Annotated in this window: 25 protein-coding genes and 2 pseudogenes; 13 read left to right on the forward strand and 14 right to left on the reverse strand. The window is 69.7% G+C overall.

Translation table 11 applies throughout. From position 1 onward, the window contains the following. Nucleotides 1–41: 41 nt before the first annotated feature. Together serC and ACWDUD_RS10050 are read right to left on the reverse strand one after the other, a co-directional pair. Nucleotides 42–1,163 carry a phosphoserine transaminase gene (serC, locus tag ACWDUD_RS10045; RefSeq protein ID WP_197252847.1) on the reverse strand — a complete coding sequence of 374 codons (1,122 nt, stop codon included), beginning with the start codon at nucleotides 1,161–1,163 and terminating at the stop codon, nucleotides 42–44. A gap of 129 nt (nucleotides 1,164–1,292) precedes the next feature. Then, nucleotides 1,293–2,420 carry a citrate synthase 2 gene (locus tag ACWDUD_RS10050; RefSeq protein WP_248675393.1) on the reverse strand — a complete coding sequence of 376 codons (1,128 nt, stop codon included), beginning with the start codon at nucleotides 2,418–2,420 and terminating at the stop codon, nucleotides 1,293–1,295. A 210-nt stretch (nucleotides 2,421–2,630) separates the two neighbouring features. Between ACWDUD_RS10050 and pdxH the strand changes: the two genes are divergently transcribed. From pdxH to ACWDUD_RS10080, 6 genes and pseudogenes are all read left to right on the forward strand, one after another. Further along, nucleotides 2,631–3,284 carry a pyridoxamine 5'-phosphate oxidase gene (pdxH, locus tag ACWDUD_RS10055; protein WP_450109288.1) on the forward strand — a complete coding sequence of 218 codons (654 nt, stop codon included), beginning with the start codon at nucleotides 2,631–2,633 and terminating at the stop codon, nucleotides 3,282–3,284. Then, a complete protein-coding gene (locus ACWDUD_RS10060) occupies nucleotides 3,281–4,558 on the forward strand; it encodes an MFS transporter (protein ID WP_450109215.1) in 1,278 nt (425 codons plus the stop codon). The genes pdxH and ACWDUD_RS10060 overlap by 4 nt, the downstream gene beginning before the upstream one ends. 103 nt (nucleotides 4,559–4,661) lie before the next feature. Further along, nucleotides 4,662–5,579: an aldose 1-epimerase family protein gene (locus ACWDUD_RS10065; RefSeq protein ID WP_450109216.1), complete on the forward strand. Its 918-nt coding sequence runs from the start codon at nucleotides 4,662–4,664 to the stop codon at nucleotides 5,577–5,579. 339 nt (nucleotides 5,580–5,918) lie between these two features. After that, entirely contained in the window at nucleotides 5,919–7,217 is a 1,299-nt protein-coding gene (locus ACWDUD_RS10070) for a citrate synthase (RefSeq protein WP_248675391.1), read from the forward strand. A gap of 37 nt (nucleotides 7,218–7,254) precedes the next feature. Beyond that, a pseudogene (locus ACWDUD_RS10075) lies at nucleotides 7,255–7,602 on the forward strand (FKBP-type peptidyl-prolyl cis-trans isomerase); the annotation flags it as partial. Nucleotides 7,603–7,623: 21 nt separating this feature from the next. Beyond that, the gene (locus tag ACWDUD_RS10080; RefSeq protein WP_248675404.1) at nucleotides 7,624–7,977 is read left to right on the forward strand and encodes an FKBP-type peptidyl-prolyl cis-trans isomerase; all 354 of its coding nucleotides are present in this window, start codon (nucleotides 7,624–7,626) and stop codon (nucleotides 7,975–7,977) included. A 53-nt stretch (nucleotides 7,978–8,030) separates the two neighbouring features. Here the strand turns inward: ACWDUD_RS10080 and ACWDUD_RS10085 are convergent, their stop codons facing one another. The 4 genes from ACWDUD_RS10085 to ACWDUD_RS10100 form a co-directional block, all read right to left on the reverse strand. Next, complete coding sequence (locus ACWDUD_RS10085; RefSeq protein WP_197250847.1) at nucleotides 8,031–8,327, reverse strand: hypothetical protein; 297 nt, start codon at nucleotides 8,325–8,327, stop codon at nucleotides 8,031–8,033. 90 nt (nucleotides 8,328–8,417) lie between these two features. Continuing rightward, on the reverse strand, nucleotides 8,418–9,734 hold the full coding sequence (locus tag ACWDUD_RS10090; protein ID WP_450109217.1) for a sensor histidine kinase: 1,317 nt from the start codon (nucleotides 9,732–9,734) through the stop codon (nucleotides 8,418–8,420). Further along, nucleotides 9,734–10,420 (reverse strand): response regulator transcription factor, encoded by a 687-nt coding sequence (locus tag ACWDUD_RS10095; RefSeq protein ID WP_450109218.1) that lies wholly within the window; start codon nucleotides 10,418–10,420, stop codon nucleotides 9,734–9,736. The genes ACWDUD_RS10090 and ACWDUD_RS10095 overlap by 1 nt, the downstream gene beginning before the upstream one ends. Continuing rightward, nucleotides 10,417–11,076 (reverse strand): TetR/AcrR family transcriptional regulator, encoded by a 660-nt coding sequence (locus tag ACWDUD_RS10100; RefSeq protein ID WP_248675389.1) that lies wholly within the window; start codon nucleotides 11,074–11,076, stop codon nucleotides 10,417–10,419. Before ACWDUD_RS10100 ends, ACWDUD_RS10095 begins: the two co-directional genes overlap by 4 nt. Before the next feature lie 93 nt (nucleotides 11,077–11,169). On the opposite strand from ACWDUD_RS10100, the gene ACWDUD_RS10105 reads away from it, so the two are divergent. Continuing rightward, entirely contained in the window at nucleotides 11,170–12,969 is a 1,800-nt protein-coding gene (locus tag ACWDUD_RS10105; RefSeq protein WP_450109219.1) for an acyl-CoA dehydrogenase, read from the forward strand. A 4-nt stretch (nucleotides 12,970–12,973) separates the two neighbouring features. On the opposite strand, the gene ACWDUD_RS10110 is transcribed toward ACWDUD_RS10105, so the two are convergent. Genes ACWDUD_RS10110 through ACWDUD_RS10120 form a run of 3 tightly spaced genes read right to left on the reverse strand, consistent with a single transcriptional unit; the run spans nucleotide 12,974 to nucleotide 14,768 of the window. Further along, nucleotides 12,974–13,462, reverse strand: a complete 489-nt coding sequence (locus ACWDUD_RS10110; protein ID WP_450109220.1) for a hypothetical protein — start codon at nucleotides 13,460–13,462, stop codon at nucleotides 12,974–12,976. Nucleotides 13,463–13,513: 51 nt separating this feature from the next. Beyond that, nucleotides 13,514–13,999, reverse strand: a complete 486-nt coding sequence (locus tag ACWDUD_RS10115; RefSeq protein ID WP_197250838.1) for a CinA family protein — start codon at nucleotides 13,997–13,999, stop codon at nucleotides 13,514–13,516. Continuing rightward, the gene (locus ACWDUD_RS10120; RefSeq protein ID WP_450109221.1) at nucleotides 13,992–14,768 is read right to left on the reverse strand and encodes a pyrimidine reductase family protein; all 777 of its coding nucleotides are present in this window, start codon (nucleotides 14,766–14,768) and stop codon (nucleotides 13,992–13,994) included. The genes ACWDUD_RS10115 and ACWDUD_RS10120 overlap by 8 nt, the downstream gene beginning before the upstream one ends. 180 nt (nucleotides 14,769–14,948) lie before the next feature. On the opposite strand from ACWDUD_RS10120, the pseudogene ACWDUD_RS10125 reads away from it, so the two are divergent. Together ACWDUD_RS10125 and ACWDUD_RS10130 are read left to right on the forward strand one after the other, a co-directional pair. Then, nucleotides 14,949–15,017 (forward strand): annotated as a pseudogene (locus ACWDUD_RS10125) (hypothetical protein); the annotation flags it as partial. 34 nt (nucleotides 15,018–15,051) lie between these two features. Then, on the forward strand, nucleotides 15,052–15,660 hold the full coding sequence (locus tag ACWDUD_RS10130; RefSeq protein WP_248675407.1) for a hypothetical protein: 609 nt from the start codon (nucleotides 15,052–15,054) through the stop codon (nucleotides 15,658–15,660). 52 nt (nucleotides 15,661–15,712) lie between these two features. On the opposite strand, the gene ACWDUD_RS10135 is transcribed toward ACWDUD_RS10130, so the two are convergent. Next, nucleotides 15,713–16,219, reverse strand: a complete 507-nt coding sequence (locus ACWDUD_RS10135) for a flavin reductase family protein (protein ID WP_197250836.1) — start codon at nucleotides 16,217–16,219, stop codon at nucleotides 15,713–15,715. 74 nt (nucleotides 16,220–16,293) lie between these two features. Here ACWDUD_RS10135 and ACWDUD_RS10140 point away from each other — a divergent pair, with 74 nt between their 5' ends. Then, a complete protein-coding gene (locus ACWDUD_RS10140) occupies nucleotides 16,294–17,364 on the forward strand; it encodes a YihY/virulence factor BrkB family protein (protein ID WP_197250835.1) in 1,071 nt (356 codons plus the stop codon). Nucleotides 17,365–17,400: 36 nt separating this feature from the next. Here ACWDUD_RS10140 and ACWDUD_RS10145 read toward each other — a convergent pair whose 3' ends face one another. Beyond that, nucleotides 17,401–19,314 (reverse strand): propionyl-CoA synthetase, encoded by a 1,914-nt coding sequence (locus ACWDUD_RS10145; RefSeq protein ID WP_308200821.1) that lies wholly within the window; start codon nucleotides 19,312–19,314, stop codon nucleotides 17,401–17,403. 134 nt (nucleotides 19,315–19,448) lie between these two features. On the opposite strand from ACWDUD_RS10145, the gene ACWDUD_RS10150 reads away from it, so the two are divergent. Together ACWDUD_RS10150 and ACWDUD_RS10155 are read left to right on the forward strand one after the other, a co-directional pair. Next, the gene (locus ACWDUD_RS10150; RefSeq protein ID WP_450109289.1) at nucleotides 19,449–20,123 is read left to right on the forward strand and encodes a GOLPH3/VPS74 family protein; all 675 of its coding nucleotides are present in this window, start codon (nucleotides 19,449–19,451) and stop codon (nucleotides 20,121–20,123) included. An 86-nt stretch (nucleotides 20,124–20,209) separates the two neighbouring features. Next, a complete protein-coding gene (locus ACWDUD_RS10155) occupies nucleotides 20,210–21,685 on the forward strand; it encodes an adenylate/guanylate cyclase domain-containing protein (RefSeq protein WP_450109222.1) in 1,476 nt (491 codons plus the stop codon). Between the two features lie 61 nt (nucleotides 21,686–21,746). Here ACWDUD_RS10155 and ACWDUD_RS10160 read toward each other — a convergent pair whose 3' ends face one another. Continuing rightward, on the reverse strand, nucleotides 21,747–23,252 hold the full coding sequence (locus tag ACWDUD_RS10160; protein ID WP_197250833.1) for a carboxyl transferase domain-containing protein: 1,506 nt from the start codon (nucleotides 23,250–23,252) through the stop codon (nucleotides 21,747–21,749). Nucleotides 23,253–23,460: 208 nt separating this feature from the next. Here ACWDUD_RS10160 and ACWDUD_RS10165 point away from each other — a divergent pair, with 208 nt between their 5' ends. Further along, entirely contained in the window at nucleotides 23,461–24,252 is a 792-nt protein-coding gene (locus ACWDUD_RS10165; RefSeq protein ID WP_197250832.1) for a hypothetical protein, read from the forward strand. Between the two features lie 20 nt (nucleotides 24,253–24,272). Here ACWDUD_RS10165 and ACWDUD_RS10170 read toward each other — a convergent pair whose 3' ends face one another. Both ACWDUD_RS10170 and ACWDUD_RS10175 read right to left on the reverse strand, forming a co-directional pair. Next, entirely contained in the window at nucleotides 24,273–25,331 is a 1,059-nt protein-coding gene (locus ACWDUD_RS10170; protein WP_450109223.1) for a YeiH family protein, read from the reverse strand. A gap of 73 nt (nucleotides 25,332–25,404) precedes the next feature. Further along, a complete protein-coding gene (locus tag ACWDUD_RS10175; RefSeq protein ID WP_450109290.1) occupies nucleotides 25,405–26,427 on the reverse strand; it encodes an AraC family transcriptional regulator in 1,023 nt (340 codons plus the stop codon). Between the last annotated feature and the right edge of the window lie 29 nt (nucleotides 26,428–26,456).

Here is a 26,456-nt window from a genome sequence, read left to right on the forward strand (position 1 = left end):
ACCGGACCCACCGGGCCCGGTCCTCCACCGTCACGTGGAACTCAGAGCTGGCCGACGACCCAGTCGATGCACTTGGTGAGCTGGGTGACGTCCTCGGGATCGATCGCCGGGAACATGCCGATGCGCAGCTGGTTGCGGCCCAGCTTGCGGTACGGCTCGGTGTCGACGATGCCGTTGGCGCGCAGGATCTTCGCGACCGCCGCGGCGTCCACCGAATCGACGAAGTCGACGGTGCCGACGACCTGCGAGCGGTAGGCCGGATCGGCGACGAACGGCGTCGCGTACTCCGAAGCCTCGGCCCACTCGTACAGGCGCGACGACGAATCCTTGGTGCGCGCGGTGGTCCACTCCAGACCACCGTTGTTGTTCATCCACTCGATCTGGTCGGCGAACATCAGCAGCGTCGCGAGCGCCGGGGTGTTGTATGTCTGGTCCTTGACCGAGTTGTCGATCGCGATCGGCAGCGACAGGAACTCGGGCGTGAAGCGGCCCGACTCCTTGATCTCGGCGACGCGCTCGAGCGCGGCCGGGCTCATCAGCGCCACCCACAGCCCACCGTCGGCCGCGAAGCACTTCTGCGGCGCGAAGTAGTAGGCGTCGACGTCGGCGATGTTCACCGGCAGACCACCGGCACCCGAGGTCGCGTCGATCGCGATGAGGGCCTTCTCCGAACCCGCCGGGCGGGAAACCGGGACCGCGACACCGGTCGAGGTCTCGTTGTGCGCCCAGCCGATCAGGTCGACGTCGGGGTCGGCGACGATCTCCGGAGCCGAACCCGGCTCGGCCGACACGACGACCGGATCGCCGATGAACGGGTTCTTCTTCGCCACCGACGCGAACTTCGACGAGAACTCGCCGTACGTGAAGTGCTGCGAACGCTCGCGGATCAGACCGAACGCGGCGGCGTCCCAGAACGCGGTCGACCCGCCGTTGCCGAGGACGACCTCGTAGCCCTCGGGCAGCGAGAACAGGTCGCGCAGGCCGCCTCGCACCCGCGCGACGACGTCCTTGACCGGCTTCTGGCGGTGGCTGGTACCGAACACCGAGGCGCCGACGTCGACCAGCGACTGCAGCTGTTCGGGGCGAACCTTGGAGGGGCCACAGCCGAAGCGGCCGTCTGCGGGCTTGAGGTCGGCGGGAATGATCGGTGAAGCGTCAGCCATCGGAATGCGTGTCCTAAGCGTCGAGGGACAGGTGCACAGGTAGTCTAGACCGCCCGTGTCACCGGCCCCGACACCGCATTTGCGTCCGATCCGGCCGGGGCCCCTCCGATTCGCCCGAAGACTGCCGGGTCAGCTGTGTGCGATGGTGTCCCAGCCTTCGACGCTCTCGGGGGAGCGCGGATCCGGTCCCGTGTAGATCGCGGCCGGTCGCACGAGCTTCCCGAGGCGCTTCTGCTCGAGGATGTGCGCGCACCAGCCGGCGGTACGGCCGCAGGTGAACATCGCGGGCATCATCGCGGCCGGGACCTCGGCGAAGTCGAGGATCACCGCGGCCCAGAACTCGACGTTGGTCTCGATGGCCCGGTCGGGGCGGCGTTCGCGCAGTTCGGCGAGCGCGGCCTGCTCGAGCGCGGCGGCGACCTCGAAGCGCGGGGCGTTCAGGCGCTGGGCGGTGTTGCGCAGCACCCGGGCCCGCGGATCCTCGGCGCGGTAGACGCGGTGCCCGAAGCCCATGAGCTTTTCCTTGCGGTCGAGGATGCCCTTGACCAGCGCGCGGGCGTCGCCGGTGCGTTCGGTCTCCTCGATCATCGGCAGCACCCGGGCGGGGGCGCCGCCGTGCAGCGGTCCGGACATCGCGCCGACCGCGCCGGACAGGGCCGCGGCGGCGTCGGCGCCGGTGGAGGCGATGACGCGCGCGGTGAACGTGGAGGCGTTCATGCCGTGCTCGGCGGCGGAGACCCAGTAGGCGTCGATGGCGGCGGTGTGCGCCGGGTCCGGCTCGCCCTTCCAGCGGACCATGAAGCGTTCGGTGACGGTCTTGGCCTCGTCGATGCGCTTCTGCGGGACCGCGGGCTGGTAGATGCCGCGGGCGGACTGGGCGACGTAGGACAGCGCCATCACCGCGGCGCGGGCGAGGTTGTCGCGGGCGGTGTCGTCGTCGATGTCGAGCAGCGGCTGGAATCCCCAGATGGGGGCGAGCATGGCCAGGCCGGCCTGGACGTCGACGCGGACGTCGCCGGTGTGGATCGGGAGGGGGAACGGTTCGGCCGGGTGCAGGCCGCGACCGAACTTGCCGTCGACGAGCAGTGCCCACACGTCTCCGAAGGTGACACCACGCTCGACGAGGTCCTCGATGTCGACACCGCGGTATCGCAGTGCGCCGCCGTCCTTGTCGGGTTCGGCGATGTCACTGGTGAAGGCAACGACGCCTTCGAGGCCGGCAACGAAATCCTCGGGTACTGACGCGCGCGATGCCACGGTGGACTCTCCTTGTTTTCGTGCGGCCCGGTCCGGGTCGCACTGCTTGTGAGGCGAGGCGCCGGAATGTGATGGGCACCCCACCGCTGTCGTCGAACAAGACTGTAGACCTCCCCGCTGCAGGTCGGACCCGCAGTCTCCGGAGTAGCGTCTTCGCCCGTGTCGTCAGATCCGCAGAACCGACCCCGGCGTCCCGGGGAACTCGCCGCGATGCGCGTCGACTACGCGAAGGCCGGCCCCGAAGGGGCCGCGTCCGTCGACGCCGACCTCGAACCCGAAGACCTCGCCGGCGGCTGGCTGTCGCTGCTGAGGCGGTGGCTCGCCGACGCGATCGCCGCCGAGGTACCGGAACCGAACGCCATGGTGCTCGGCACGGTCGACGAGGACGGCCGCCCGGTGACCCGCACCGTGCTGTGCAAGGACATCGACGCGGACGGCGTCACCTTCTTCACCAACTACGAGTCGAACAAGGGCCGTCAGCTCGCGGCGCGGCCGTACGCGTCCGCGACGTTCGCGTGGCTTCCCGTGCACCGGCAGGTCACCGTGCGGGGACCGGTCACGCGAGTGTCGGCGGAGGAGACCGCCGAGTACTGGCACACCCGGCCGCGTGGTTCGCGGCTCGGCGCGTGGGCGTCGCGGCAGTCGCAGCCGATCGAGTCCCGGGCCGCGCTCGAACAGGCCATGATCGAGGTCGGGGAACGCTACGGCGTCGACGAGGACATCCCGGTCCCGCCGTTCTGGGGTGGCCTGCGGATCGTTCCCGAGTCCGTCGAGTTCTGGCAGGGTCGTCCCAACCGCCTCCACAACCGCGTCCTCACCCGGCTCGTCGACGGGCAGTGGTCGACAGTTCGGCTCCAGCCGTGAAGCGCCTGCTCGCCGACACCACCCCGCTGCGCGACCCCGCCTACCGGCGGCTGTGGTCGGCGGGGGTCGTCACCACGATCGGCGCCCAACTCGGTGTGGTCGCGGTGCCGCAGCAGATCTACGAGATCACCCGCAGCTCCGCCTACGTCGGCCTGACCGGTGTGTTCGGGCTGGTCCCGCTGGTGGTGTTCGGTTTGTGGGGTGGGGCGCTGGCCGATGTCATGGACCGGCGCCGGCTGCTGACCATCACCACGACCGGTCTCGGCGTGACGGCGCTGCTGCTGTGGGCGCAGGCCGCCGCGGGACTGAACAACGTGTGGGTGCTGCTCGGGCTGTTCGCGGTGCAGCAGGCGTTCTTCGCGGTCAATCAGCCGACGCGGTCCGCGATCATCCCGCGGCTGCTGCCACCGGGGCAGATCGCGGCCGCGACCTCGCTGAACATGACGGTGATGCAGTTCGGGGCGATCGCCGGACCGCTGCTCGCCGGGGTTCTCATCCCGGTACTGGGGCTGTCCGCGCTGTATCTGCTCGACGCCGTCGCGCTGCTCGCCACGCTGTGGGCGGTGGTGCGGCTGCCGGCGATCCCGCCGCTCGGGGAGACCACGAAGGCCGGGCTGCGCGCGGTGTTCGACGGGTTCCGGTACCTGTCGACGCAGAAGATCCTGCTCGCCTCGTTCGTCGTCGACATCGTCGCGATGGTCTTCGGCATGGCCCGTGCCCTGTTCCCGCAGATTGCGCACGAGTCGTTCGGCGACCCGGTGTCCGGCGGCTTCGCCCTCGGCCTGCTGTTCGCGGCGATGTCCGTCGGCGCGGTGCTCGGCGGCGTGTTCTCCGGCTGGCTGCCGCGGGTGCGCCGGCAGGGGCTCGCGGTGATCGTGTGCATCGCACTGTGGGGTGTCGCGATGATCGGTTTCGGTGTCACGGTCGCGTTCGCCGAGCCCGGTGACGGTCCCGTGCTGCTCTGGATCGCGTTGGCGTTCCTGGCATTCGGCGGTGCCGTCGACATGGTGTCGGCGGCGTTCCGCTCGACGATGCTCCAGACCGTCGCGACCGACGAGATGCGCGGCCGGCTGCAGGGTGTGTTCATCGTGGTCGTCGCCGGGGGACCGCGCATCGGCGACGTCGCGCACGGTGTCGCCGCGGCGGCAGTCGGCACCGCGGTCGCGGCTGCCGGCGGTGGGGTGCTCGTCGTGATCGGCACCGCACTCTGTGTGCTCGCGTTCCCCGCGTTCGTGCGGTTCCGGGTCGCGAAAGAGGTCGTGAGGGTGTCGTAGGCGCCGGTGTGTACTTGTGGCGGTCCCGACCGCCACAACGACACACGGGCGCGGAGGCGCCGATTCGGTGGTGTGGATCGTCGCGGCCGTGGAAACTGTGGGCATGTCCGATCCGAGGGATTTCGGTGTCCAGGGGAACGGGTACCGGGCTGTGGTGTCCAGTGCAGGCGGTGCGCTGCGTCTGCTCGAACACGAGGTGCCCGACGGCGCCTACGCGCTCACCGAGAGCTGGCCGGCCGGGGAGCGGCCACCGCTGTACAGCGGTGTCGTGCTCGCCCCGTGGCCGGGCCGGGTCCGCGACGGCCACTTCTTCTTCGACGGCATCGAACACCAACTCGCCGTGACCGATCCGGAGCACGGCGCGGCGCTGCACGGGTTCGCATGGGCGAGCTATTGGGAGTTGTTGTCGCACAGCGAGAATCGGGTCGTGCAGGCGCTCGAGGTCGGACTGCACAAGGGCTGGCCGTACCAGTTGCGGCTCACCGTCACCCACGAACTGGGGCCGGCCGGGCTGACAGTCACCCACACCACGACCAACATCGGCGGCTATCACGCGCCCTTCGGTCTGGGTGCGCATCCGTACCTGCGGGCCGGCGACTCCGACCTCGACGACTGCACGCTGCAGATCGCCGCCGGCACGCGGCTGCCCGTCGACCCGGAGCGGTCCCTGCCGAACGCGTACTCGCAGCCCGTCGCCGACAGCGATTACGACTTCACCTCTCCGCGGTCGCTGCGCGGCGTCACGCTCGACGCCCCCTTCAGCGCGCTCGACGAGGACGTCGACGGACGGGTCCGGCACGACCTGCTCGGCCCGGACGGTCGCGGCGTGCGGTTGTGGACCGGCCCGGGCTTCGGGTGGGTGCACGCGTCGATCGCCGACGACTATCCGGGCCGCGGCCGTGCCCTCGCGCTCGCGCCGGCGACGTGCCCGCCGGACGCGTTCAATCTGGGCATCGACATCGTCGTGTTGCAGCCCGGCGAGACGTGGACCGGTCAGTGGGGGCTGAGCGCCCTGGTCTGACGGGGCCGAGTGCCCCGGTCCGACGGGGGTCGAGCGCCCCGGGTGTGACCGTTGTACCGGTGCGGTGCACATTCGGCCGGACACGCCGGGGGTGCCTCACCGCGCGCGATCCGGTATCGTGATATCGATTTGCGTGGAGTGTTGTCGCAGGTGAGCGGCATTCACGTCCGTCGGTGTGCGCCGATCGCCGGGCACGACGAGGGTTCGCCTCCGCTTCGCATGGGTAGCCGTCCCGGGACTTTCGACCGACCCTCCCTGGGCGCCCGCCCCGGCCAGCGGCTAGGTTCTACGTGAATGTTCGGAAGTTTCTCGTAGGTCTGAGCTTGAGAGGGATCCTTCGTGCCCGCTGAGAATGACACAAACCCCACCCTCAGCTACCCCGGTGGCGAGCACAAAATGTCGATCGCCAAGGCGACGGAAGGCAATGACGGTATCGAGCTGGGCAAGCTCCTTGCTGCAACCGGGTACACCACCCTTGACCCCGGTTTCGTCAACACTGCCTCCACCACCTCGGCGATCACGTACATCGACGGTGAGAAGGGCATCCTGCGGTACCGCGGATACCCCATCGAGCAGCTCGCGGAACGGTCGACGTTCATCGAGGTCAGCTACCTGCTGATCTACGGTGAGCTGCCGACCTCGGAGCAGCTCGAGGTCTTCACCGACAAGATCCGCCGGCACACGCTGCTGCACGAGGATCTCAAGCGCTTCTTCGACGGCTTCCCGCGCAACGCGCACCCGATGCCGGTCGTCTCGAGCGCCGTCAACGCCCTGTCGGCGTACTACCAGGACGCCCTCGACCCGGACGACCCGGAGCAGGTCGAGCTGTCGACGATCCGCCTCATGGCGAAGCTTCCGACCATCGCGGCCTACGCCTACAAGAAGTCCGTCGGCCAGCCGTTCCTGTACCCGGACAACTCGCTGTCGCTGGTCGAGAACTTCCTGCGTATGACGTTCGGGTTCCCGGCCGAGCCGTACGAGATCGATCCCGAGATCGCGCAGGCTCTCGACATGCTGCTGATCCTGCACGCCGACCACGAGCAGAACTGCTCCACGTCGACGGTGCGTCTGGTCGGTTCGTCCGACGCCAACCTGTTCACCTCGATCTCCGGTGGCATCAACGCGCTGTGGGGCCCGCTGCACGGCGGCGCCAACCAGGCCGTGCTCGAGATGCTCGACAAGATCAAGGCCTCCGGCGGCGACGTCAACGAGTTCGTCCGCAAGGTCAAGAACAAGGAAGACGGCGTGAAGCTCATGGGCTTCGGTCACCGCGTCTACCGCAACTACGATCCGCGTGCCGCGATCGTGAAGAAGACCGCCGACTCGATCCTCTCCAAGCTGGGCGCGGGCGACGAACTGCTCGAGATCGCCATGAAGCTCGAGGAAGCCGCGCTCACCGACGAGTACTTCATCGAGCGCAAGCTGTACCCGAACGTCGACTTCTACACCGGTCTCATCTACCGGGCGATGGGCTTCCCGGACCGCATGTTCACCGTGCTGTTCGCGCTCGGCCGCCTGCCCGGCTGGATCGCGCACTGGCGTGAGATGCACTCGGATCCGACCCTGAAGATCGGCCGCCCGCGCCAGATCTACACCGGCTACACCGAGCGCGCCTACACCGCCCTCGACGCGCGCTGACGCGCGTCCGAACGCAACCTCGACGAGGAGAACACGCATGAGCAAGCCGGAGATCGAGTTCCAGGACGGTCCCGCACCCACCGAGCTGGTCATCAAGGACCTCACGGTCGGTGACGGTGCCGAGGCCACCCCCGGCGCGAAGGTCGAGGTTCACTACGTCGGTGTCGAGTTCGACACCGGCGAGGAGTTCGATTCGTCGTGGAACCGTGGTGAGTCCATCACCTTCCCGCTGGCCGGCCTGATCGCCGGGTGGCAGGAAGGCATCCCGGGCATGAAGGTCGGCGGCCGTCGTCAGCTGACGATCCCGCCGGAGCTCGCCTACGGCCCGGCCGGATCCGGCCACCGGCTCTCGGGCAAGACGCTGGTGTTCGTCATCGACCTGCTCGATGTGAAGGTGCCGCCGGCGGTGCCGGTCGTCGAACCGGCCACCGGTCCGGCCCCGACCGAACTGGTCGTCGAGGACATCACCGTCGGTGACGGTGCCGAGGCGCAGCCCGGCGCGGTCGTGGACGTGCACTACCACGGCGTCGAGTACGACACGAACGACGTGTTCGACTCGTCGTTCAGCCGCGGCGAGTCCGTGAAGTTCCCGCTCGGGCGTCTGATCCCGGGCTGGCAGGAAGGCATCCCCGGCATGAAGGTCGGTGGCCGCCGCAAGCTCACGGTCCCGCCGGAGCTCGCGTACGGTCCCGCCGGTTCCGGGCATCCGCTCGGCGGCAAGACGCTGGTGTTCATCATCGATCTGCTGGGCACCAACTAGATCGACCCACGACGACGCCCCGCATCGCTCGCGATGCGGGGCGTCGTGCTTTCTCACCGATCCCGGTCCCGTTCCCGGACGAGGGTGGCCGTGGCGACGTCGCCGCTCCGGTAGGTGTTGCCGTTGGTGGTGAAGCGCCACAGTCCGTCGTCGCACCGCAGCCCGTCGAGCCGGGTCCCCGGAGACTTCTCGTCGATGCGGATGATGTTCCCGTGCTCGTCGACGAGCGCGACGTCGCAGCGACCGTCCTCGCTCCGGTGCATCGAGTCGGCGCCGGCGGTGCCCGCGAACCCGAGCAGCAACGGCGCGGTCATCATCATGGCGGCAATCAGCTTGCGGCTCTTCGACATTCGGTCCTCCGTGGACGATCGGGTGGTCTGATGCGTCCATCGTGCTCGCGGCCGGTGCCGCGGCGAACCCACCCGAGGTGTGGACCCGGCTCACCCCTGCGGGTTCGCGATCCGCACCGTCAGGCGCGCTCCGCCGAGCGGTGAGTCCTCGAGGCGTGCCGTCCCGCCGTGCAGCGCCGCCTGCTGCGCGACCAGCGTGAGCCCGAGCCCGGAACCGGTGCGGGATGCGCCCGTGCCGCGCCGGAACCGTTCGAACACGACCTCCCGCTCCTCGGCGGGCACCCCGGTGCCGTCGTCGTCGACGGTGAGCACCGTGTCGGGGCCGTCCGGGGTGACCGTCAGTCGGACGTGGCGGGCGCCGCCGTGCCGGACCGCGTTGGCGATCGCATTGTCGACGACGAGCCGGAGGCCCCCGGGCAGTGCCGGCACGAGACGACCGGGTTCCCCGTCGACCTCCACCGTCAGGCCCGGATACCGGCCGCGCGCCTCGGCGGCGGCCGCATCGCAGATCTCCACCGGATCGGTGTCGACGAAATCGTCGGTGCTCGACAGGTCGCCGCGGGCGAGACGTTCGAGATCGTCGAGGGTCGACTCCACCCGGCCCTGGGTGCGGACGAGGTCGCCGAGGATCTCGGTACGGTCGGCGGCGGCGAGGTCGTGGGTCGAGAGCACCTCGAGGTCGGTGCGCATCGCCGTCAGCGGTGTCCGCAGTTCGTGGGCCGCGGCGGCCGCGAAGTCCCGCGCGGTTGCGAGCGCCGCGTCGGTGCCGGCCTGGGCGTGTGCCACGTCGGCGAGCATCGCTCCGGCGGCGGCCGCGAGTTCGTCGGCCTCGCGGACACCGGATCTGCGGGGCGCGAGATCCGGATCCCGGGAGGCGATCCGGCCCGTGAGATCCACCAGCGGCCGCACCGCGCGGCCGCCGAACACCCAGCCGAGACCGGTGGCGACCGCGATCGCGCACAGCCCGGCGACGGCCAGCTGCCGGTGCTGCGCGGTCGTGACATCCTGTGCCTCCGCGTACGGAACGGCGACCGACAGGCGGCCGCGCGTCGCCTCGACCGGTGCGGTGACGGCGCGGTAGGGAACATCGCCGACCGTGACGGTGTGGGCCCCGAGGTCGAGTTCGGGGAGCTGCGTCGGGGTGCTGCTGCGGACGTGGCCGTCCTTTTCGGCGCGGATCGTCACCGCGAACGCGCCGGCGTCGCCGAGCGCGGGCAGGAACAATCCGGCGGTCCCGGCGTTGGCGACGAGAACCTGCGCGGCGGTGTCGAGGCGGCGATCGAGCTGGGCGAGGTTGTTGCGGTCGATCTCGATCGCGACGAGCACGCCGAGCACGCCGACGACCACGGTCGTGCCCAGCGCCGTTGCTGCCGCAACCCGCGCTCGAAGTGAAAAACGGTGTGGCATCACGGTTCTCGCATCACGAATCCGACTCCGCGCACGGTGTGCACGAGTCGGGGTGCGTCGCCGGCCTCGAGCTTGCGGCGCAGGTATCCGACGAACACGTCCACGACGTTCGTGTCGGAGTCGAAGTCGTAGCCCCACACCAGCGACAGTAGCCGCTCGCGGGTCAGCACGATCCCGGTGTTGCGTGCCAGCACCTCGAGCAGCTCGAACTCGCGTTTGGTCAGTTCGACCGGCACCCCGGCGAGGTGCACGCGACGACCGGCAGGGTCGAGTTCGAGGTCGCCGACCCGCACGGTCGCCGAGGGTGCGCCACCCCGCCCGCGTCGCAGCATCGCCTTGATCCGCGCAACCAGTTCGGCGAGCACGAACGGTTTGGTGAGGTAGTCGTCGGCGCCGGCTTCGAGACCGGCGATGCGGTCGTCGACGGCACTGCGGGCGCTGAGCACGCAGATCGGGATGTCGTCACCCGCCTCGCGCAGCGCGGTCACCACGCCGGTGCCGTCGAGGACCGGCATGTTCATGTCCAGGACCATCGCGTCGGGCCGCTGCTGCTCGACGACCGCGAGCGCGTCGCGACCGTCCGTGGCGGTCAGGACCGCGAAACCGGACAGGCGCAGTCCGCGGCGCAGCGACGCGAGCACGTCCTCGTCGTCGTCGACGACCAGGACGGTGGCGTGGGCGCTCATGTGGGCATTGTGCCCTGTGCGTTCGCACCCGGGGCGGCGCCGAGCATCGACAGCACCAGCGCGACGTAGTTGCCGGCGAGCGCGTCGATGTCCATGCGGCCGGGCTGGTACCAGCGGGAGACGTCGATGCCGAGCGAGAGGATCGCCAGCGCCGCGGTGGGGACGTCGCCGACGGTGAACGCACCCGAGTCGACGCCGCGCTGGATCTCCTCGCGGATCACCGCGTCGGTCGCCCGCCGGATCTCGGCGATCTCCCGGTAGTGCTCGTCGGTGAGGGCGTGCAGTTCGTACTGGGCGACGCGGCACATCGTGTGGTGTTCGGCGTGGATGCGCACGAACCGGTCGACGATCGCGCGGATCCGCTCGACGGGTGTCTCCGCGCCGGCGGCGGCCGCGGTGATCGAGTCGAGGACGAACCGGTGCCCGATGCGGCTCGCCTCGAACAGCACCTCCTCCTTGGAGGGGAAGTGCACGTAGAGCGCGGCGGGGCTCAGTCCTGCGCCGACCGAGATGTCGCGGGTGGTCGTGGCGTGGTAGCCGCGCCGGGCGAACGAGTCCACGGCCGACAGCACGAGGCGCCGCGCGACGTCGGACTTGACGCCGGTCAGGGCGGCGGGGTCGCCGGGTCCGGCGGTGGTGGCGGTGCTGTCGGTCATGGTTGTCCGTCCTGGTCGATCGGGGTGCTCGTTGACATCATGCACCGTCACCGGTTTACTAAGTGAGCGCTTAGTCGTCCTGAAAGGATAGCCATGCCCGCTCCCGTCCTGTCCCGGCGTGACCTCGACTTCCTGCTGTACGACTGGCTCGACGTCGTGTCGCTGACCGGCCGCCCCTACTTCGCCGAGCACTCCCGCGAGACGTTCGACGGCATCCTCGACCTCAGCGCCGACCTCGCCACCAAGCATTTCGCCACGCACAACAAGAAGGCCGACGCCGAGGAACCGCGCATCGGCGAGGACGGGCGCGTCGAGATGATCCCCGAGGTCAAGGAGGCGCTCGACCAGTTCTCCAAGGCCGGGCTGCTCTCCGCGAGCTTCGACGAGTCGCTCGGTGGCATGCAGCTGCCGGTGACCGTGCTGCGCGCGGCGATGGCGTGGTTCCAGGCCGCGAACGCCGGGACCTCCGCGTACCCCTTCCTCACCGTCGGCAACGCCAACGTCATCGCCACCCACGGCACCGAGGAGCAGGTCGCGACGTACGTTCCGTCGCTGCTCGAGGGCCGGTTCTTCGGCACCATGTGCCTGTCCGAGCCGCAGGCCGGCTCGTCGCTCGCCGACATCACCACCAAGGCGATCCCCCAGGACGACGGCACCTACCGCCTGACCGGCACCAAGATGTGGATCTCCGGCGGCGACCACGAGCTGACCGAGAACATCGTGCACCTGGTGCTCGCGAAGATCCCCGGCGGACCGGCCGGCGTCAAGGGCATCTCGCTGTTCATCGTCCCGAAGTTCCTCGTGAACGCCGACGGCACGCTCGGCGAACGCAACGACGTCGCCCTCGTGGGCCTGAACCACAAGATGGGCAACCGCGGCACCACCAACACGCTGCTGAACTTCGGCGACGGCTCCTTCACCCCGGGCGGGCGCGAGGGGGCGGTCGGGTACCTGCTCGGCGAGGCCAACAAGGGCCTGTCGTACATGTTCCTGCTGATGAACGAGGCGCGCATCGGCGTCGGATTCCTCGCGACCGCCCTCGGCTACACCGGGTACCTGCAGTCGCTCGAGTACGCGCGCACCCGCACGCAGGGCCGTCCGCTCGCCGACAAGGACCCGGCCTCCGCGCAGGTGCCGCTCATCGAGCACGCCGATGTCCGCCGCATGCTGCTCGCGCAGAAGGCGTACGTCGAAGGTGCCCTCGCGCTCGGGCTGTACTGCTCCAAGCTCGTCGACGAGGAGCGCAGCGCCGCGGACGCCGAGGCCCGCGACCGCGCCGGCCTGCTGCTCGACGTGCTCACCCCGATCGCCAAGTCGTGGCCGTCGCAGTGGTGCCTCGAGGCGAACAGTCTCGCGATCCAGGTACACGGCGGCTACGGCTACACCCGCGAGTTCGACGTCGAGCAGTTCTACCGCGACAACCGACTCAACCAGATCCACGAGGGCACCCACGGCATCCAGGGCCTGGATCTGCTCGGCCGCAAGGTGATCATGAAGGGCGGCGCCGGTCTGGCGCTGCTGGGCGAGACCATCGCCGGAACCGTCGCGAAGGCGCGGGCAGCCGGTGGCGCCGCCGCCGAGTACGCGCAAGAACTCGAGGCGGCCGTCGTGCGCGTCGGTACCGCCACAGCGAAGCTGTGGGCGGGCCGCGATCCCGAACTGGCGTTGGCGAACTCGTCGGTCTACCTCGAAGCGGTCGGACACGTGGTGGTCGCGTGGATCTGGCTCGAACAGCTCCTCGCCGTCGGCGACCGCGAGGGCGCCTTCTTCGACGGCAAGCGCGCTGCCGCCCGGTACTTCTACCGCTTCGAGCTGCCGAAGACCGGCCCGCAGTTCGATCTGCTCGACAGCCTGGACCGCACCACGCTCGACGTCTCGCCCGAGGTGTTCTGAGCAATCACCATGTCACGGTGAGCGATTCGCCGACCGGGAGCGCATGCCACCGGTCGGCGTAGTCGTCGAGTCGTCCGACGATCTGCTCGACGGCGGGTGGAATCTCGTTGCGGGTGACGTACGCGGGCAAGGTTTTCGCGAACCCGCGTCGCACCTCCCACACCGGAACGGCGATTCCCGCCAGTTCCTCCGATCGGGCCATGTCCTTCTTCGCCCGATCGGAGAGCTTGGCGCCCTTGGACTTCCGGTGACGGGCGGCTTTCACCCGCTCGGCGGGATCGGCCGGCCAGAACAGGCCGTTGTCGCCCGCCGCGAGCTGCCCGAACACCCCGAGTTCGATCCCGGCCACCTGTTCGACGAGCAGGTGCACCAGATCGTGCGGCAGATAGGGATGACCTCCGGGACCGTTGCGCGGAGCCAGCGACGCACCGGTTCCGCGGTGCACGGCGATGTCGTAGCTCGTACCGGGACCCTTGGTGAACACAACCTGCATGTTCGTACGGTAGATGCCGCGTGCACCCGCACGCACCCGAATTACCGACGGTCAGGCGGAGGCGCGGTCCACCAGCAACGTCAGGGCGTGACGCACCGTCTTCTCCAGCACCTTCTCCGGATCGCCCTCGAAGTACCGCTCCTCGTAACGGGTGCCGCCCGGTCCGGTCGTCGCGAAACACACTGTCCCCGGCGGACGTCCGTCCTGCGGGTCGGGTCCACCGGCTCCGGTGACGGCGACGACGAGATCGGCGTCCAGCAGCCGCGCCGTATGCTCGGCCATCGCCCGCGCCGCCGCCTCGCACACCACGGGACCCTCGGGTACCTTCAGCAGACCGTGCTTGACGGACCGTGAATACGCGACGATGCCGCCGCGGAACCATTCCGAGCTGCCCTGCCCGGCGCCGAGCCGCGAGGCTATCGCCCCGGACGTCAGCGACTCCGCGCACGCCACCGTGTACCCGTGGGCGTCCATGAGGTCGGCGAGCCGCTCGACCAGCTCCTCGGACTGCCGCGTGCCGTCCGCCACGTCACTCATTCGAGTCCCCTTCCCGGTGATCGGACCGGACCCACCGGCCCAGCAGTGTTCCGTCGTCGTCGGCCAGCAGGTGCTCGCGTCGCATCGACGTCGGCGCCGACACCGGGGCGGTCGCGATGCGACCCGCCGAACCGGCCGCCAGCATCGGCGCGAGCGTCAGGCACAGCTCGTCGACCACCCCGTCCGCGATCAACGTGCCGAACAATCTCGGTCCCCCTTCGCACAGCACCCGGCGCCAGCCGGCGTCGGCGAGCGCCGAGACGAGCGTGACGCCGTCGATCTCGTGATCGGCGACGACCCGCACGTCTGCACCGGCGTCGACCAACGCGCGACGTTTCGCATCGGATACCCGGGTACTGGTGAACACAACCGGCGGCACGAACGTGTCGGTGAACAGCCGCATCTGCGGATCGAGATCGCCCGACGCGGTGACCACCACGACCGGCGCGGTCTCGGGCAGACCCGCCGCCGCGCGACGTTCGCGCAGCGCCGGACTCGTGCGCGCACCCCCGTAGTTCTCACCCCGGGCCGTGCCCGCCCCGACGACGATCACCTCGGCGAGCTCACGCAACATCCCGAAGACCTTCTTGTCGGCCGGGGTCCCGAGCCCGCCGGATCGGCCGTCCACCGCGACGGCACCGTCGAGCGACGACACGAAGTTGACGCGGATCCACGGCCCGTCCAATTGCGGGGGATAGGCGTACAGCGCGCGCAGGCCGGCGTCGTCGAGTGTTCGGGTGGGATCGATCGGGTCGTCGAGGCGGCGCATCCTCCGATCAGATCACGGGTATCCGCGGTGCCGCCAGCTATCCGCTGGTCCGATCGTCGGGAAGGATGGCTGGGGACCGAGCGGATACGAATTCCACAGGCGGCGCATCCATCCACAGATCGCCGCCGATCACCGGTTCGCGGACGAAGAGGCGGGCCGTCGTGCGGCACGCCGGCCGACATGGCAGAACCGCTGTTCCGACGCGATGCTCTCGCGGCCGGCCGTACCGATGCCGAACTGCGGCGGGCGGTGCGACGCGGCGACCTCGCACGGCTCACGCCCGGTGTCTATCTCGACAGCGAGGGACTACGGCATCTCGACGACGTCGGTCGGCACACGATCCATGCGCGGCCGAGGGGCGAAACTCGGATCTTCGGCGGCACTCAGCCACATCTCCGCCGCCGTCCTGCACGGGTTCGACGTGTTGCGTACCGACCTGGGGCGGGTACACGTCACCAACGGGCGCGACGCAGGAGGGTATCGGTCGGCGACGCGCTACGGGCACGCCGGGAGGCTCGACGGGGACGTCGTCGAACTGGACGACATGCGCGTCACGTCTCCGGCTCGTACCGTCGTCGACCTCGCCCGGACGGTGAGTGAGGACGAAGCCGTCGTGATCGGGGACAGCGCCCTGCGCCACGACCCGGGGCTGTGTTTCGACGATCTGCTCGACGCGCCGCGAACCGGGATTGCCGCAGCCCGGCGCATCGTCGGCTTCCTCGACGGACGCAGCGCGAGCCCCGGCGAATCCCTCAGCCGGCTGCGGTTGCGCGACAGTGGCATACCCGACCCTGACCTGCAGCGGACCATCCGCACTCCCGGCGGCATGTTCGTGGCGCGTTTCGAGAGGGCACTCCGCCGTATCCGCTCGGCACCCAGTCAGACGCTGTGACGATCGTCGGGAAGGATGGCTGGGGACCGAGCGGATGTCGGGAGAGCCGTCGTCACGCGTCGTGGCCGGCGTCGATGTCGCGTACGTCCCGGAACGTCACGAGGTCGGTGAGGTCGCTGCGGAGTTCACCTTCGTCGGGGGCGAGCAGGAAGCCGACGTGGTCGCCGAGTTCGAACCGGCCGAGGATCTCGCCGGTGAACCATGCCGCGGCGTCCTCCAGGATGGGCAGGCCGTGCGGACCCTCGCTCCAGCGGCAGCGTGCGAACTTGTCCACCTCGTCGCCGGTCTCCCCGCCGAACAGCGCGGCCAGCGGCAGGTTCCGCTGGTCGAGGACGTGCACGGCGAGATGATCGGCCGCGGTGGCCACCCGAAACGTGCGGTTCTTGTCGGACAGGCCCACGAGGAACCGCGGCGGGTCGATCCCCGCTTGGGTGGCGAAACCGACCAGGCACCCGCTGCGTTCGTTCGCCGCGCGCGTGGTCACCACGAACATCGGATAGTCGAGGCGGTCCACGATCGCGGAGAACCCGTCGCTCGAGCCGCTGATGGCATCGGACATCGCCGCATCGTACGTCGGATGGACGCCGGGCGCGCGCGTTTGGTCGGCCGCCGAGCGCGGGTACTCATGGCGCCATGACGGTCGACGAAGGCTCGGGACGCACCGGTGGGACGGTCGCGCCCGACGATCCCCGCAAACCGGACTCACCGACGGATCTGACGAAACCGTCGTGGAAGTACGTGGTCCGCAGGACAGTTCGCGAATTCGGCCGCGACCAGTGCACGGACCTCGCCGCCGCGCTCACCTACTACGCGGTGCTGTCGCTGTTTCCCGCACTGCTCGTGGTGGTGTCGCTGCTCGGCGTGGTCGGGCAGGGACGATCCACGGTCGACGGAATGATGCAGATGGTCGAGGATCTCGGTCCCGCCTCGGCGGTGGACACCCTGCGTGGACCGGTCGAGCAGCTCGTGAACGCCCCGTCCGCCGGGCTCGCGCTGATCATCGGTGTGCTCGCCGCGCTGTGGACCGCGTCGGGCTACGTCGGTGCGTTCGGCCGGGCGATGAACCGCATCTACGAGATCGACGAGGGCCGGCCGGTGTGGAAACTGCGGCCTCTGATGCTGCTCGTCACGGCGCTGGCACTGATCGCCGCCGGCGCGACCGCCGCGATGCTCGTGATCAGCGGCCCGGTCGCGCGTGCCCTCGGCGATGCCGTCGGGCTCGGCGACACCGCGGTCACCGTGTGGAACATCGCCAAATGGCCGGTGATGCTCGTGCTCGTCGTGGTGATCGTGGCGGTGCTCTACTACGTGACACCCAATGTGGCACAACCGAAGTTCCGGTGGCTCAGCCTCGGATCGGTCATCGCGATCGGCACCTGGATCGCCGCCTCGGTGATCTTTGCGTTCTACGTCTCCAACTTCGGCAGTTACGACCGCACGTACGGTTCGCTCGCCGGCGCCGTGATCTTCCTGCTCTGGCTGTGGATCACGAACCTGGCGTTGCTGTTCGGCGCCGAATTCGATGCCGAACTCGAGCGCGGCCGTCAGCTGCAGGCCGGCATCGCGGCGGAGGAGTCGCTGCAGCTACCCGAGCGCGACACCCGGGTGAGCGAGAAGAACGACGCGAAGCTGCAGGAACTCGTCGACTACGGACGACGGCTGCGCACCGGCGCCGGCCACGACACGGAAGAACCCCACCGCTGAGCAGCGCTCGGCGGCGGGGTCCCTTCGTCTTCTGCTCTAGCCGCCGAGCTGCCGCTCCAGCGCCTCGAGCACCGCCGGGTCCTCGATGGTCGAGGGAACCGTGTACTGCTCGTGATCGGCGATCTGCCGCATGGTCTTCCGCAGGATCTTGCCGGATCGGGTCTTCGGCAGCGCCTGCACCACCGTCACGTCGCGGAAGGTTGCGACGGCACCGATCTGTTCGCGGACCATCGTGACCAGTTCCTGCCGGAGCTTCTCCGGATCGATATCGACGCCGGCCTTGAGGACGACGTAGCCGCTGGGCCGCTGGCCCTTGAGCTCGTCGCGGATGCCGATGACCGCGCACTCGGCGACGGCGGGGTGCGACGCCACGACCGCTTCCATGCTTCCCGTCGAAAGACGGTGTCCGGCAACGTTGATGACGTCGTCGGAGCGGCCGAGGACGAACACGTAGCCGTCCTCGTCGATGTACCCGGAGTCGCCGGTGAGGTAGTAGCCGGGGAACGTGTCGAGGTAGGAGCGGCGGTAGCGATCCTCGTCGCGCCACAGACCGGTGAGGGTGCCGGGCGGCAACGGCAGCGCGATGACGATGTTGCCCTCGGTGCCGGCCTCGACGCGCTTGCCTTCGCCGTCGACGATTTCGACGCGGTAGCCGGGGACCGGGACGGTGGGGGAGCCGGCCTTGAGCGGCATCGGTTCGAGGCCGCGCAGATTCGCCGCGATCGCCCAGCCGGTCTCGGTCTGCCACCAGTGGTCGACGACGGGACGGTCGAGGACGGCGGTCGCCCATTCGTAGGTGTCCGGGTCGAGACGCTCGCCGGCCGCGAACAGCGTCTGCAGCGACGAGATGTCGTACTTCTTCAGTTCCTCGGCGTTCGGATCGGCCTTGCGGACGGCGCGGATCGCGGTGGGTGCGGTGAACAGCGCACGGACACCGTATTCGGAGATGATCCGCCAGAACGCGCCCGCGTCGGGGGTGCCCACCGGCTTGCCCTCGTACATCACGGTCGTCGCGCCGACGAGCAGCGGCCCGTACACGATGTAGGAGTGGCCGACGACCCAGCCGACGTCGGAGGCCGTCCACCACACGTCACCGGGGGAGATGTCGTAGATGTTGCGCATCGACCAGGTCAGCGCGACCGCGTGACCGCCGTTGTCGCGGACCACACCCTTCGGCTTCCCGGTGGTCCCCGAGGTGTACAGGATGTACAGCGGGTCGGTGGCCGCGACCGGGACCGGATCGGCCGGGCCGGCGTCGGCGACCAGCTCGTCCCAGTCGAACCACGCCGCCGACGAGGTCTTGTAGTCCGCGGCCGAGCCCGGGATGGACTCGCGGTCCTTGACGATCACGGTGTGCGGCGGGGTCTGCGACAGGCCGATCGCCTGTTCGACCATGGGGAGATATTCGACGGTGCGGCCCGGCTCGAGACCGCCGGACGCGGTCACCAGGAGCGCCGGCTGCGCGTCGTCGATGCGGGTGGCCAGTTCCTTCGCGGCGAACCCGCCGAACACCACCGAGTGCACGGCGCCGATGCGGGCGCACGCGAGCATCGCGATGGCTGCCTCCGGGATCATCGGCATGTAGACGATGACACGGTCCCCGGCGACGATGCCCTGGTCACGCAGCACGCCGGCGAACACGGCAACCTCGTCGAGCAGCTCGGAATAGGTGTAGGTGCGCTTGGCCGGGACCATCGCCGAGTCCCAGATCAGCGCGGTGCGGTCGCCGTGGCCGGCCTGCACGTGCCGGTCCAGTGCGTTGACGCTGGTGTTGAGCGTGCCGTCCGGGAACCAGCGGAAGGAGGGCGCCTCGGAACCGTCGAGAGCCCGGGTCGGTGCGTTCACCCAGTCCACTCCGCGCGCGGCGTCGAGCCAGAAGGTCTCCGGGTCCTCCACACTCTGCCGGAACGCCTCCGCGTACGAGCTCATCGATTCGTGTCCTTCCTCCACACAGCACTGTGACGCCGAACACCTTATGCGACCGGACGGTGCCCCGGGTGCCACCCCGCGGTTCGGTGCGGATGCCGTGCGACGGACGGTCCGAATCGGTCGACGAGCGGGTGGCGAACAGTAACGTGGATTACATGCCGCTGCTCGCCGAAGACCTGCTGCTGTTGCTGCTGGACGACGAATCGGGCAAACCGATCGTGGACGGTATCCGGTTGCCGCGGGTGCTGGCCGGGGCGGTGCTGCTCGAACTCGCGCTCGCCGGGACCGTCACGCCCGACGTCGACGGCAGCGTCGTCCGGAAGGGCCGGCTCGTGGTGCGCCCGGACCCGGCGCCGGACGATCCGGTGCTCGCCGACGCCACCCGCAGGCTCGCGGACGCGAAACCGATGAAACCGGCGTCGGCGATCGAGAAGCTCACCAAGGGTCTGCAGGACACGCTGATCGATCGAATCGTCGACCGGGGCTGGCTGCGGGAAGAGCGCGGTCGGATCCTCGGACTGTTCACGACGCGCCGGTGGCCCGCGGTGGACGAGAGTCACGAGCGGCACGTGCGCGCCGAACTGCGGGCCGCGCTGGTCGACGGTCTCACTCCGGCGCCACGGACCGCGGCCCTTGTCTCGATGCTCTCGGCCGTCTCCGCGGCCTCGAAGGTGTTCCCGGACGCGGACAAGCGTGCCGTGAACAAGCGCGCGAAGGAGATCGCAGAAGGGGAATGGGCGGGAGCCGCGGTCCGTCAGGCGGTCGAGGCGGTCAACACCGCGATGATCGCGGCCGTCACCGCGGGTGCCGTCGCGGGCTCCAGCGGGTGAGCAGGAATCTCGTCGCGCCGGGTCACCGGGGTCGGACGAGGGGCTGATCCCTCGCAGCTCGCCCGGTCGCCGCCTATCGTTGTCCCATGGACCCGCCCGTGACGCGGTACATCCAGCGCGACGGTCACGCACTGGCGTACCAGCTCGTGGGCGGAGGACCACACCCGGTGGCCTGGTTCTTTGAGGACATGATGCACCCGGACCTGATGTGGACCGATCCGCATCTGCACTACAACTTCGAACGCTGCTCCAGCTTCGCGCGGTCGCTGTTCTTCCAGCGGCGCGGCTTCGGGCTGTCCGATCCGGTCGACCACGTTCCGACCCTCGAGGAGCAGGCCGACGACGTCCTCGCGGTCCTCGACGACGCCGGTGTCGCGCGGGTGACACTGGTCGGAGCCTCCAGTACCTGCGGGGCGGTCGCCCTGCTCGCCGCCCGCTGTCCCGACCGGGTCGCCGGGCTGGTCCTCGCCGAGCCTTGGTCCGAGGCTCTGCTGTCCGAGGACGGCGAGCCGCCGCCCGGATGGACCCGCGCCCAACGGGACCGGTTCGTCGATTCCTTCCGGGGCGCGTACGCACGCTGGGGGCACGGCGAACTGACCTCCCTGGCGCACCCCACCCTCGATGTTCCGCACAACCGCCGCATCATGGCCATGCTCGAACGCTGTTCTGCCACACCGGCAACCGCGCAGCAGCATCTCGAGTGGGCGATGCGGGTGAGCTACGTGCAGGTGCTGCCCTCGATCCAGTGCCGCACCGAGGTGCTGCACCAGCCGGAGAGCCTGTTCGCCCGGGACGCCGTCCGCCGGGTCGCCGAACTCGTGCCGAACGGCCGTTTCCACGACCTGCCGCCGATCCCGGCCGGTGCGACCCTCGGCGAGGCGTTGATCCCGGTGCTCGACCACGTCGAGGAACTCGCCACCGGCACGGTTCGGCCGGTCGACGCGGACCGCTTTCTCGCGACCATCCTGTTCACCGACGTCGTGCGCTCGACCGAGGTGCTCGCGCGGCTGGGGGACAACCGGTTCGCGGAACTCCTGGCCGCACACGACCGGATGGTGCGCGGCGAGGTCGGGGCGGGCGGCGGCAGTCTGGTCGGCATCGCCGGCGACGGCACCCTGAGCGTGTTCGACGGACCGGCGGCCGCGCTGCACTGCGCGCATAGAATAGACTGTGCCGCAAAGAAACTCGGACTCTCGGTCCGGGCCGGTGTGCACGCCGGGCCGGTCGCCCGCGCGGGTCCGGAACTGACCGGGATGACGGTTCACCTCGGGGCCCGCATCGCCGCATCCGCCGGCCCGGGACAGGTGCGGTGCTCACAAACGGTGCGTGATCTCGCGGCCGGCGCCGACATCGACTTCACCGACCTCGGCAGGCACCGGCTCAAGGGCGTCCCCGGTCAGGTACGGCTGTTCGCCGCGACGAACGGGGCACGGCCGACGCAGTCGGCGGCACCGCCGCGCCCGACCATGTCCGATCGGGCGGTCCTGACCGTGGCGCGCAAGGCCCCCGGCGTGCTCCGGGAACTCGCGCGCCTCGCGGGCCGACGCGGCCGGCTGCCCTGAGGTCGGGAACGCCGGGGCCTGCGGTGACCTTCCCCGGCCGGCACGCTCCCGGGTCGGATCTTCAGTCGGGCAACCCCAGCCGGCGGTAGCGTTCGAGGCGCCGCGCGTACCTCGTATCGGCGGGTTCGCTCGCCAGATCGCCCAGTTCGACGGCCACGGCCGCGCCGACCCGCTTCACGAACTCCGTGGGTTCTTCTGTAGCATCCGGGAATTCGGGAATCACACCGTCGACTATGCCGTGGCGCAACAGATCTCGTGAGCGAACTCCTTGCGCGGCGGCCATCTGCGGCGCGTGCGTCGTGTCGCGGTGCACGATCGCGCTCGCACCCTCCGGCGGCAGCGGCGCCAGCCAGCCGTTCTGCGCACACAGCACGCGGTCGGCGGGCAGCAGCGCCAGGGCGCCCCCGCCGGTGCCCTGACCGAGCAGCACAGACACCGTCGGGGTCGGCAGAGTCACCAGATCGGCTATGCACCGGGCGATCTCCGGTGCGAGTCCCTTCTCCTCGGCCTCACGCGACAGCGAAGCCCCGAGGGTGTCGATGACCAGCACCAGCGGCAGCCGCAATTCGTCGGCGAGCCGCATCGCGCGACGCGCCTCGCGCAGCGCACCCGGCCCCATCGTCAGCGCGGCGGACTGGCCGCTGCGGTCCTGACCGAACAGCACGCACGACACGCCCCGGAACCGGGCGAGCGAGAGCAGCACCGTCTTGTCGGCCTCGCCCTGACCGGTGCCGGACAGCGGTACCTGCGCCGACGCGGCGTGCCGCAGCAACTGCCGGATCCCGGGTCGTTCGGGACGGCGGGACAGGATCACCGACTGCCACGCGGGCACATCCGGCACCTCGTCGATGTCCGTGACGGCCGCCTCGGCGCCCTCGTCCGGGCTGCTCGGCTCGACCAGCACCCGCAGCGTGCGGTGCACGAGCCGTCGCACGGCCTCGAGCGGTGCCACCCCGTCGATCACGCCGTTGGCGGACAGGTTCTCGGCGGTCTGCACGCCCGGCGGGAATTCCTCGTGGTACAGCGCCTTGTAGACGCGCGGTCCGAGGAAGCCGACGAGCGCACCGGGTTCGGCGGCGGTGATGTGGCCGAGCGAACCCCACGACGCGAACACCCCGCCGGTGGTCGGATTGCGCAGGTACACCAGGTATCCGAGGTGCGCGGCCTTGTGCGCGGCGACCGCGGCGGCGATCTTCACCATCTGCACGAACGCGAGCGTGCCCTCCTGCATGCGGGTGCCGCCGGAGGTGGGGGACGCGAGCAGCGGCACCCCTTCGGCGGTGGCGCGTTCGATCGCCGACACGATGCGCTCGGACGCGGCCACCCCGATCGACCCGGCCAGGAACGCGAACTCGCACGCGATGATCGCGATGGGACGGCCGTGCACCGTGCCGATACCGGTGATCACCGATTCGTCGACGCCGGAACGCTCGGCCGCACGAGCGAGTTCGGCGCGGTACGTCTCGTCGGCGCCGACGTCGACGGGTGTCGTGTCCCAGGAGACGAAACTGCCCTCGTCGAGGACGCTGTCGATGAACTCCCGTGCGGAGATTTTGCTGCCGGCCACGTCGCCTCCACCTGTCGTTCCTGGTGTCAAGCTATACCGGAGTGGTCGCCCGGTACTCGGCCCGACCCACCGGATGCCGACGCGTCCTGTGGTGGCCGCACCCCGTGCCCGTACTGTGGGTGCAGTAACCCGAGTCGTGCCGCGTAGACCCGTCGCAACACAGCTCACCGAGGCGTACGGGTCGCGACACAGAAATGGACGCAGTCGAGTGCACGACACTGCCGGTCGAGGGATCCAAGCCTTCATCTCCGAGGTCATCCAGCGTGGAGGCCGCGCCGAGCGGCTCGACCACCTGCCGCGCACCCCGGTCGAGGTCCTGGGTGCGGACGGAAACAGCCGCATCGTCCGCGTCCGGACCAGGATCGACGGGGACTGGCAGGCCAGACGGCAGGATGCCCTGCCCGACACCGACGACACCGGCTCGCAGTTCTGGGTGTTCGTCGACCTGGGAAGCGACCCGGCGGGCTACTTCGTGTTGCCTTCCGACGAGGTCGCGGCGGGCATCGCCGCCGAGGTGGACCTCTGGATGGCGGATGTCCCCGGCCGGACACACACAGGCAGTCACGCCATCCCCCTCAGCAGCGTCGTCCACGGCAAGGACTGCTGGGACCTGCTCGGCTTGGCAGCAGCCAAGGACACCACTCTGTACACCGACGACGACGCGGCCGAGGCCGAGGCCGAGCGGTGCGCCCGCAACCGTGCGAAGAAGGCAAGTGCCGGTGCGGTGCGCAAGTCGGTCGAACCCGAGGTCGTCGAGGACCTGCGGCTGCGGGTGATCGCCGACCGGGGCGGTTACCGCGTCAAGGGCCGGTTCGACCCGGCTACCGGCACCCTCGAGATCACGGCCGGTCCGATGGAGGGCCGACGATTTCCGGACCCGACGACCGCCGCCCGCGCGGTCGCAAGCTTCATCAGCGGCGACACCGTAACCTGCGACGGCGGCACATTCTGGCGGCTCGATCAGCCGGAATCGACGCCGCTACAGCGCTACCTCGACTGACGGACGTTCGCGTCGCGCGGTCACACGATCGGTTCGAGGCCGAGGAGAAGGACACCGCCGAGTGCGATCGCCGAGACCCAGACGGTGGAGACGGTCGCGAGGACGAACGGGCGCCAGCCGACCCCGCGGAGGACGGAGACCTTCACCCCGGTGCCGAGCGCGAACATCGCGGTGGTGAGCAGGGCGGTCTGGGCGAGTGGTGCGAGGTCGAGCGCCGGGTCGGGCAGCAGTCCGGTCGCCCGCAACGCCACGAACCCGACGAATCCGAGCAGGAAGAGCGGAACCAGCGGTGGCCGCCCGGCGGGGCCGTCCGTGGTGCTGCGACGGCGGGAGGCGACACCGATCCACGCGACCACGGGTGCGAGGAGCGCGACACGGGCGAGTTTGACGGTGACGGCGACCGCGAGGGCGCTCGCCCCGGCCGTTCCGAGACGGCCGGCATCGATCGCGCCGCCGGTCGCCACGACCTGCGCCACCTCGTGGACGGCAGCGCCCGCCCAGATGCCGGCCCGAGTCGTGTCGAGCCCCAGCAGCGACGCGGCGAACGGGAGTCCGGGGATCATGGCGGTCCCGAACACGACCACCAGCGCCACGGCCGTGACGACATGCTGTTTTCGGGCTGCGGTCACCCCTTCGACGGCCGCGACCGCGGCGGCGCCGCAGATGGAGAAGCCGCACGCGATGAGCAGGCGTTCGCCCCACTCCATGCCGAGAAGCCGTCCCACGGCCATTGTGCCGGCGATCCCACCCACCACCACGGCGGCGGCGAGGGCGAGCACGCCCCAGCCGAGGCCGAGAACATCGGAGAGCAGCAGTTGCAGGCCCAGAAGTGCCACTCCGACGCGCAGCAGCCGTTTCGAGGCGACCGCGATACCGGGCGCCGTGAAGGACGGTAGCGCAAAGAAATTGGTGATCGTCGCTCCGAGGACGATCGCGATCAGCAGCGGGCTGATGCCGGACAGTCGGGCGATGCCGAGTGCCGCGGCGGCACCCACGGCGCAGAATGCGAGACCCGGCAACGGAGTTCGCAGACGCGTCCGGATCGGAGGCGTGGTAGCGACGGTGGGGGAGAGAACCATTCTCCCACCGTGGCCCGAGGACGCCGAAACCGATAGACGTCATTCCGGCATCAGGGCATATCGATTCGATATGTCACTCGGGTTCGGTGGACCTGCCCCCTATGGTCTCGGCTCGCCATTGGCTCGGGCTGCGGCCGAACTGCTTTCGGAACCAGCGGGAGAAGTTCGCGGGGGAGGAGAACCCGAGAAGTTCGGAGACCTCGGTGAGCGAGTACCGGGTGTTGCCCACCATGTGCGAGGCCAGTTCGGCGCGGGTGGAATCGAGCACCGACGAGAACGTATGACCCTCTTCGGCGAGTTTGCGGTGCACGGTTCGGCGATCGACGCCCAGGCTCCGGGCGACCTGCTCGGCCGAGCACCGTCCGGTGGGCAGCAGGAGTTCGATCAGCTCGCGGACCCTGCTCAGGGTGGTGACGTCCTCGCGCGCGTCGACTCCTTCGAGAATCTTCCGGGTGTAGGGACGCAGCAGCGGATCCGACATGGCGTTCGGTGCGTCGAGATCCTTGGTGTACAGGGATATTCCGTCGAATCTCTCGGCGAAGAGCACCTCGGTTCCGAACATCCGGCGATAGGGAGCCGGATCGTGGGGTGCGGGACGGGTGAAGGACACCGAGAGCGGCCGCCAGGTCCGGCCCAGGAATCCCTTCAGTAGCTGGTGCAGCACCCCGACGGCCAGGTCGATCGATTGGGGGAAGTCGCCGGGCACGCCCACGTCGAGTTCGACGCGCAGGGTCGTGATCCCGCCGTTCTCGCTGATGTGGGTCCTCAGGGCCTCGTTGTACATGTGCTGGTAGCGCACGAGCATCTTCACGGCGCTGCGGACATCGGGTTCCTCGCGGACGACCAGGCTCAACGGGCCGAGATTGGAGAAGCGGCGCAGTCCGGCGAGCGCTATGCCGAAGTCGTCGCGCCCGGACGCCGTCGCCGAGTTCTCCAGCAGTGTCGCGATGGCCGACGCCGGGACCCAGCGGTCCTGGAGACCGAGACCGGCGGGATCGAGACCGGCGTCGCGGATCATGCGGGCGGGATCGAGCCCGGCAGAGTGGGCGAGGTCGACGTAGTTGTTGAGCGACGCATAGCGGGCGAGGGGCTTCACGTCGTCACACCGATGTCCCGAAATGAACA

The sequence above is a fragment of the Rhodococcus sp. NPDC003382 genome (assembly GCF_053589135.1).

Excerpts from the sequence above, each read along its gene's own strand:
- ACWDUD_RS10100 (WP_248675389.1), bottom strand. The coding sequence starts at position 11,076 with ATGACCGACAGCACCGCCACCACCGCCGGACCCGGCGACCCCGCCGCC.
- pdxH (WP_450109288.1), top strand. The coding sequence starts at position 2,631 with ATGCGCGTCGACTACGCGAAGGCCGGCCCCGAAGGGGCCGCGTCCGTC.
- ACWDUD_RS10120 (WP_450109221.1), bottom strand. The coding sequence starts at position 14,768 with ATGCGCCGCCTCGACGACCCGATCGATCCCACCCGAACACTCGACGAC.
- ACWDUD_RS10140 (WP_197250835.1), top strand. The coding sequence starts at position 16,294 with ATGACGGTCGACGAAGGCTCGGGACGCACCGGTGGGACGGTCGCGCCC.
- ACWDUD_RS10135 (WP_197250836.1), bottom strand. The coding sequence starts at position 16,219 with ATGTCCGATGCCATCAGCGGCTCGAGCGACGGGTTCTCCGCGATCGTG.
- serC (WP_197252847.1), bottom strand. The coding sequence starts at position 1,163 with ATGGCTGACGCTTCACCGATCATTCCCGCCGACCTCAAGCCCGCAGAC.
- ACWDUD_RS10115 (WP_197250838.1), bottom strand. The coding sequence starts at position 13,999 with ATGAGTGACGTGGCGGACGGCACGCGGCAGTCCGAGGAGCTGGTCGAG.
- ACWDUD_RS10170 (WP_450109223.1), bottom strand. The coding sequence starts at position 25,331 with ATGGTTCTCTCCCCCACCGTCGCTACCACGCCTCCGATCCGGACGCGT.
- ACWDUD_RS10085 (WP_197250847.1), bottom strand. The coding sequence starts at position 8,327 with ATGTCGAAGAGCCGCAAGCTGATTGCCGCCATGATGATGACCGCGCCG.
- ACWDUD_RS10105 (WP_450109219.1), top strand. The coding sequence starts at position 11,170 with ATGCCCGCTCCCGTCCTGTCCCGGCGTGACCTCGACTTCCTGCTGTAC.
- ACWDUD_RS10155 (WP_450109222.1), top strand. The coding sequence starts at position 20,210 with ATGGACCCGCCCGTGACGCGGTACATCCAGCGCGACGGTCACGCACTG.
- ACWDUD_RS10065 (WP_450109216.1), top strand. The coding sequence starts at position 4,662 with ATGTCCGATCCGAGGGATTTCGGTGTCCAGGGGAACGGGTACCGGGCT.
- ACWDUD_RS10090 (WP_450109217.1), bottom strand. The coding sequence starts at position 9,734 with ATGCCACACCGTTTTTCACTTCGAGCGCGGGTTGCGGCAGCAACGGCG.
- ACWDUD_RS10110 (WP_450109220.1), bottom strand. The coding sequence starts at position 13,462 with ATGCAGGTTGTGTTCACCAAGGGTCCCGGTACGAGCTACGACATCGCC.
- ACWDUD_RS10095 (WP_450109218.1), bottom strand. The coding sequence starts at position 10,420 with ATGAGCGCCCACGCCACCGTCCTGGTCGTCGACGACGACGAGGACGTG.
- ACWDUD_RS10150 (WP_450109289.1), top strand. The coding sequence starts at position 19,449 with ATGCCGCTGCTCGCCGAAGACCTGCTGCTGTTGCTGCTGGACGACGAA.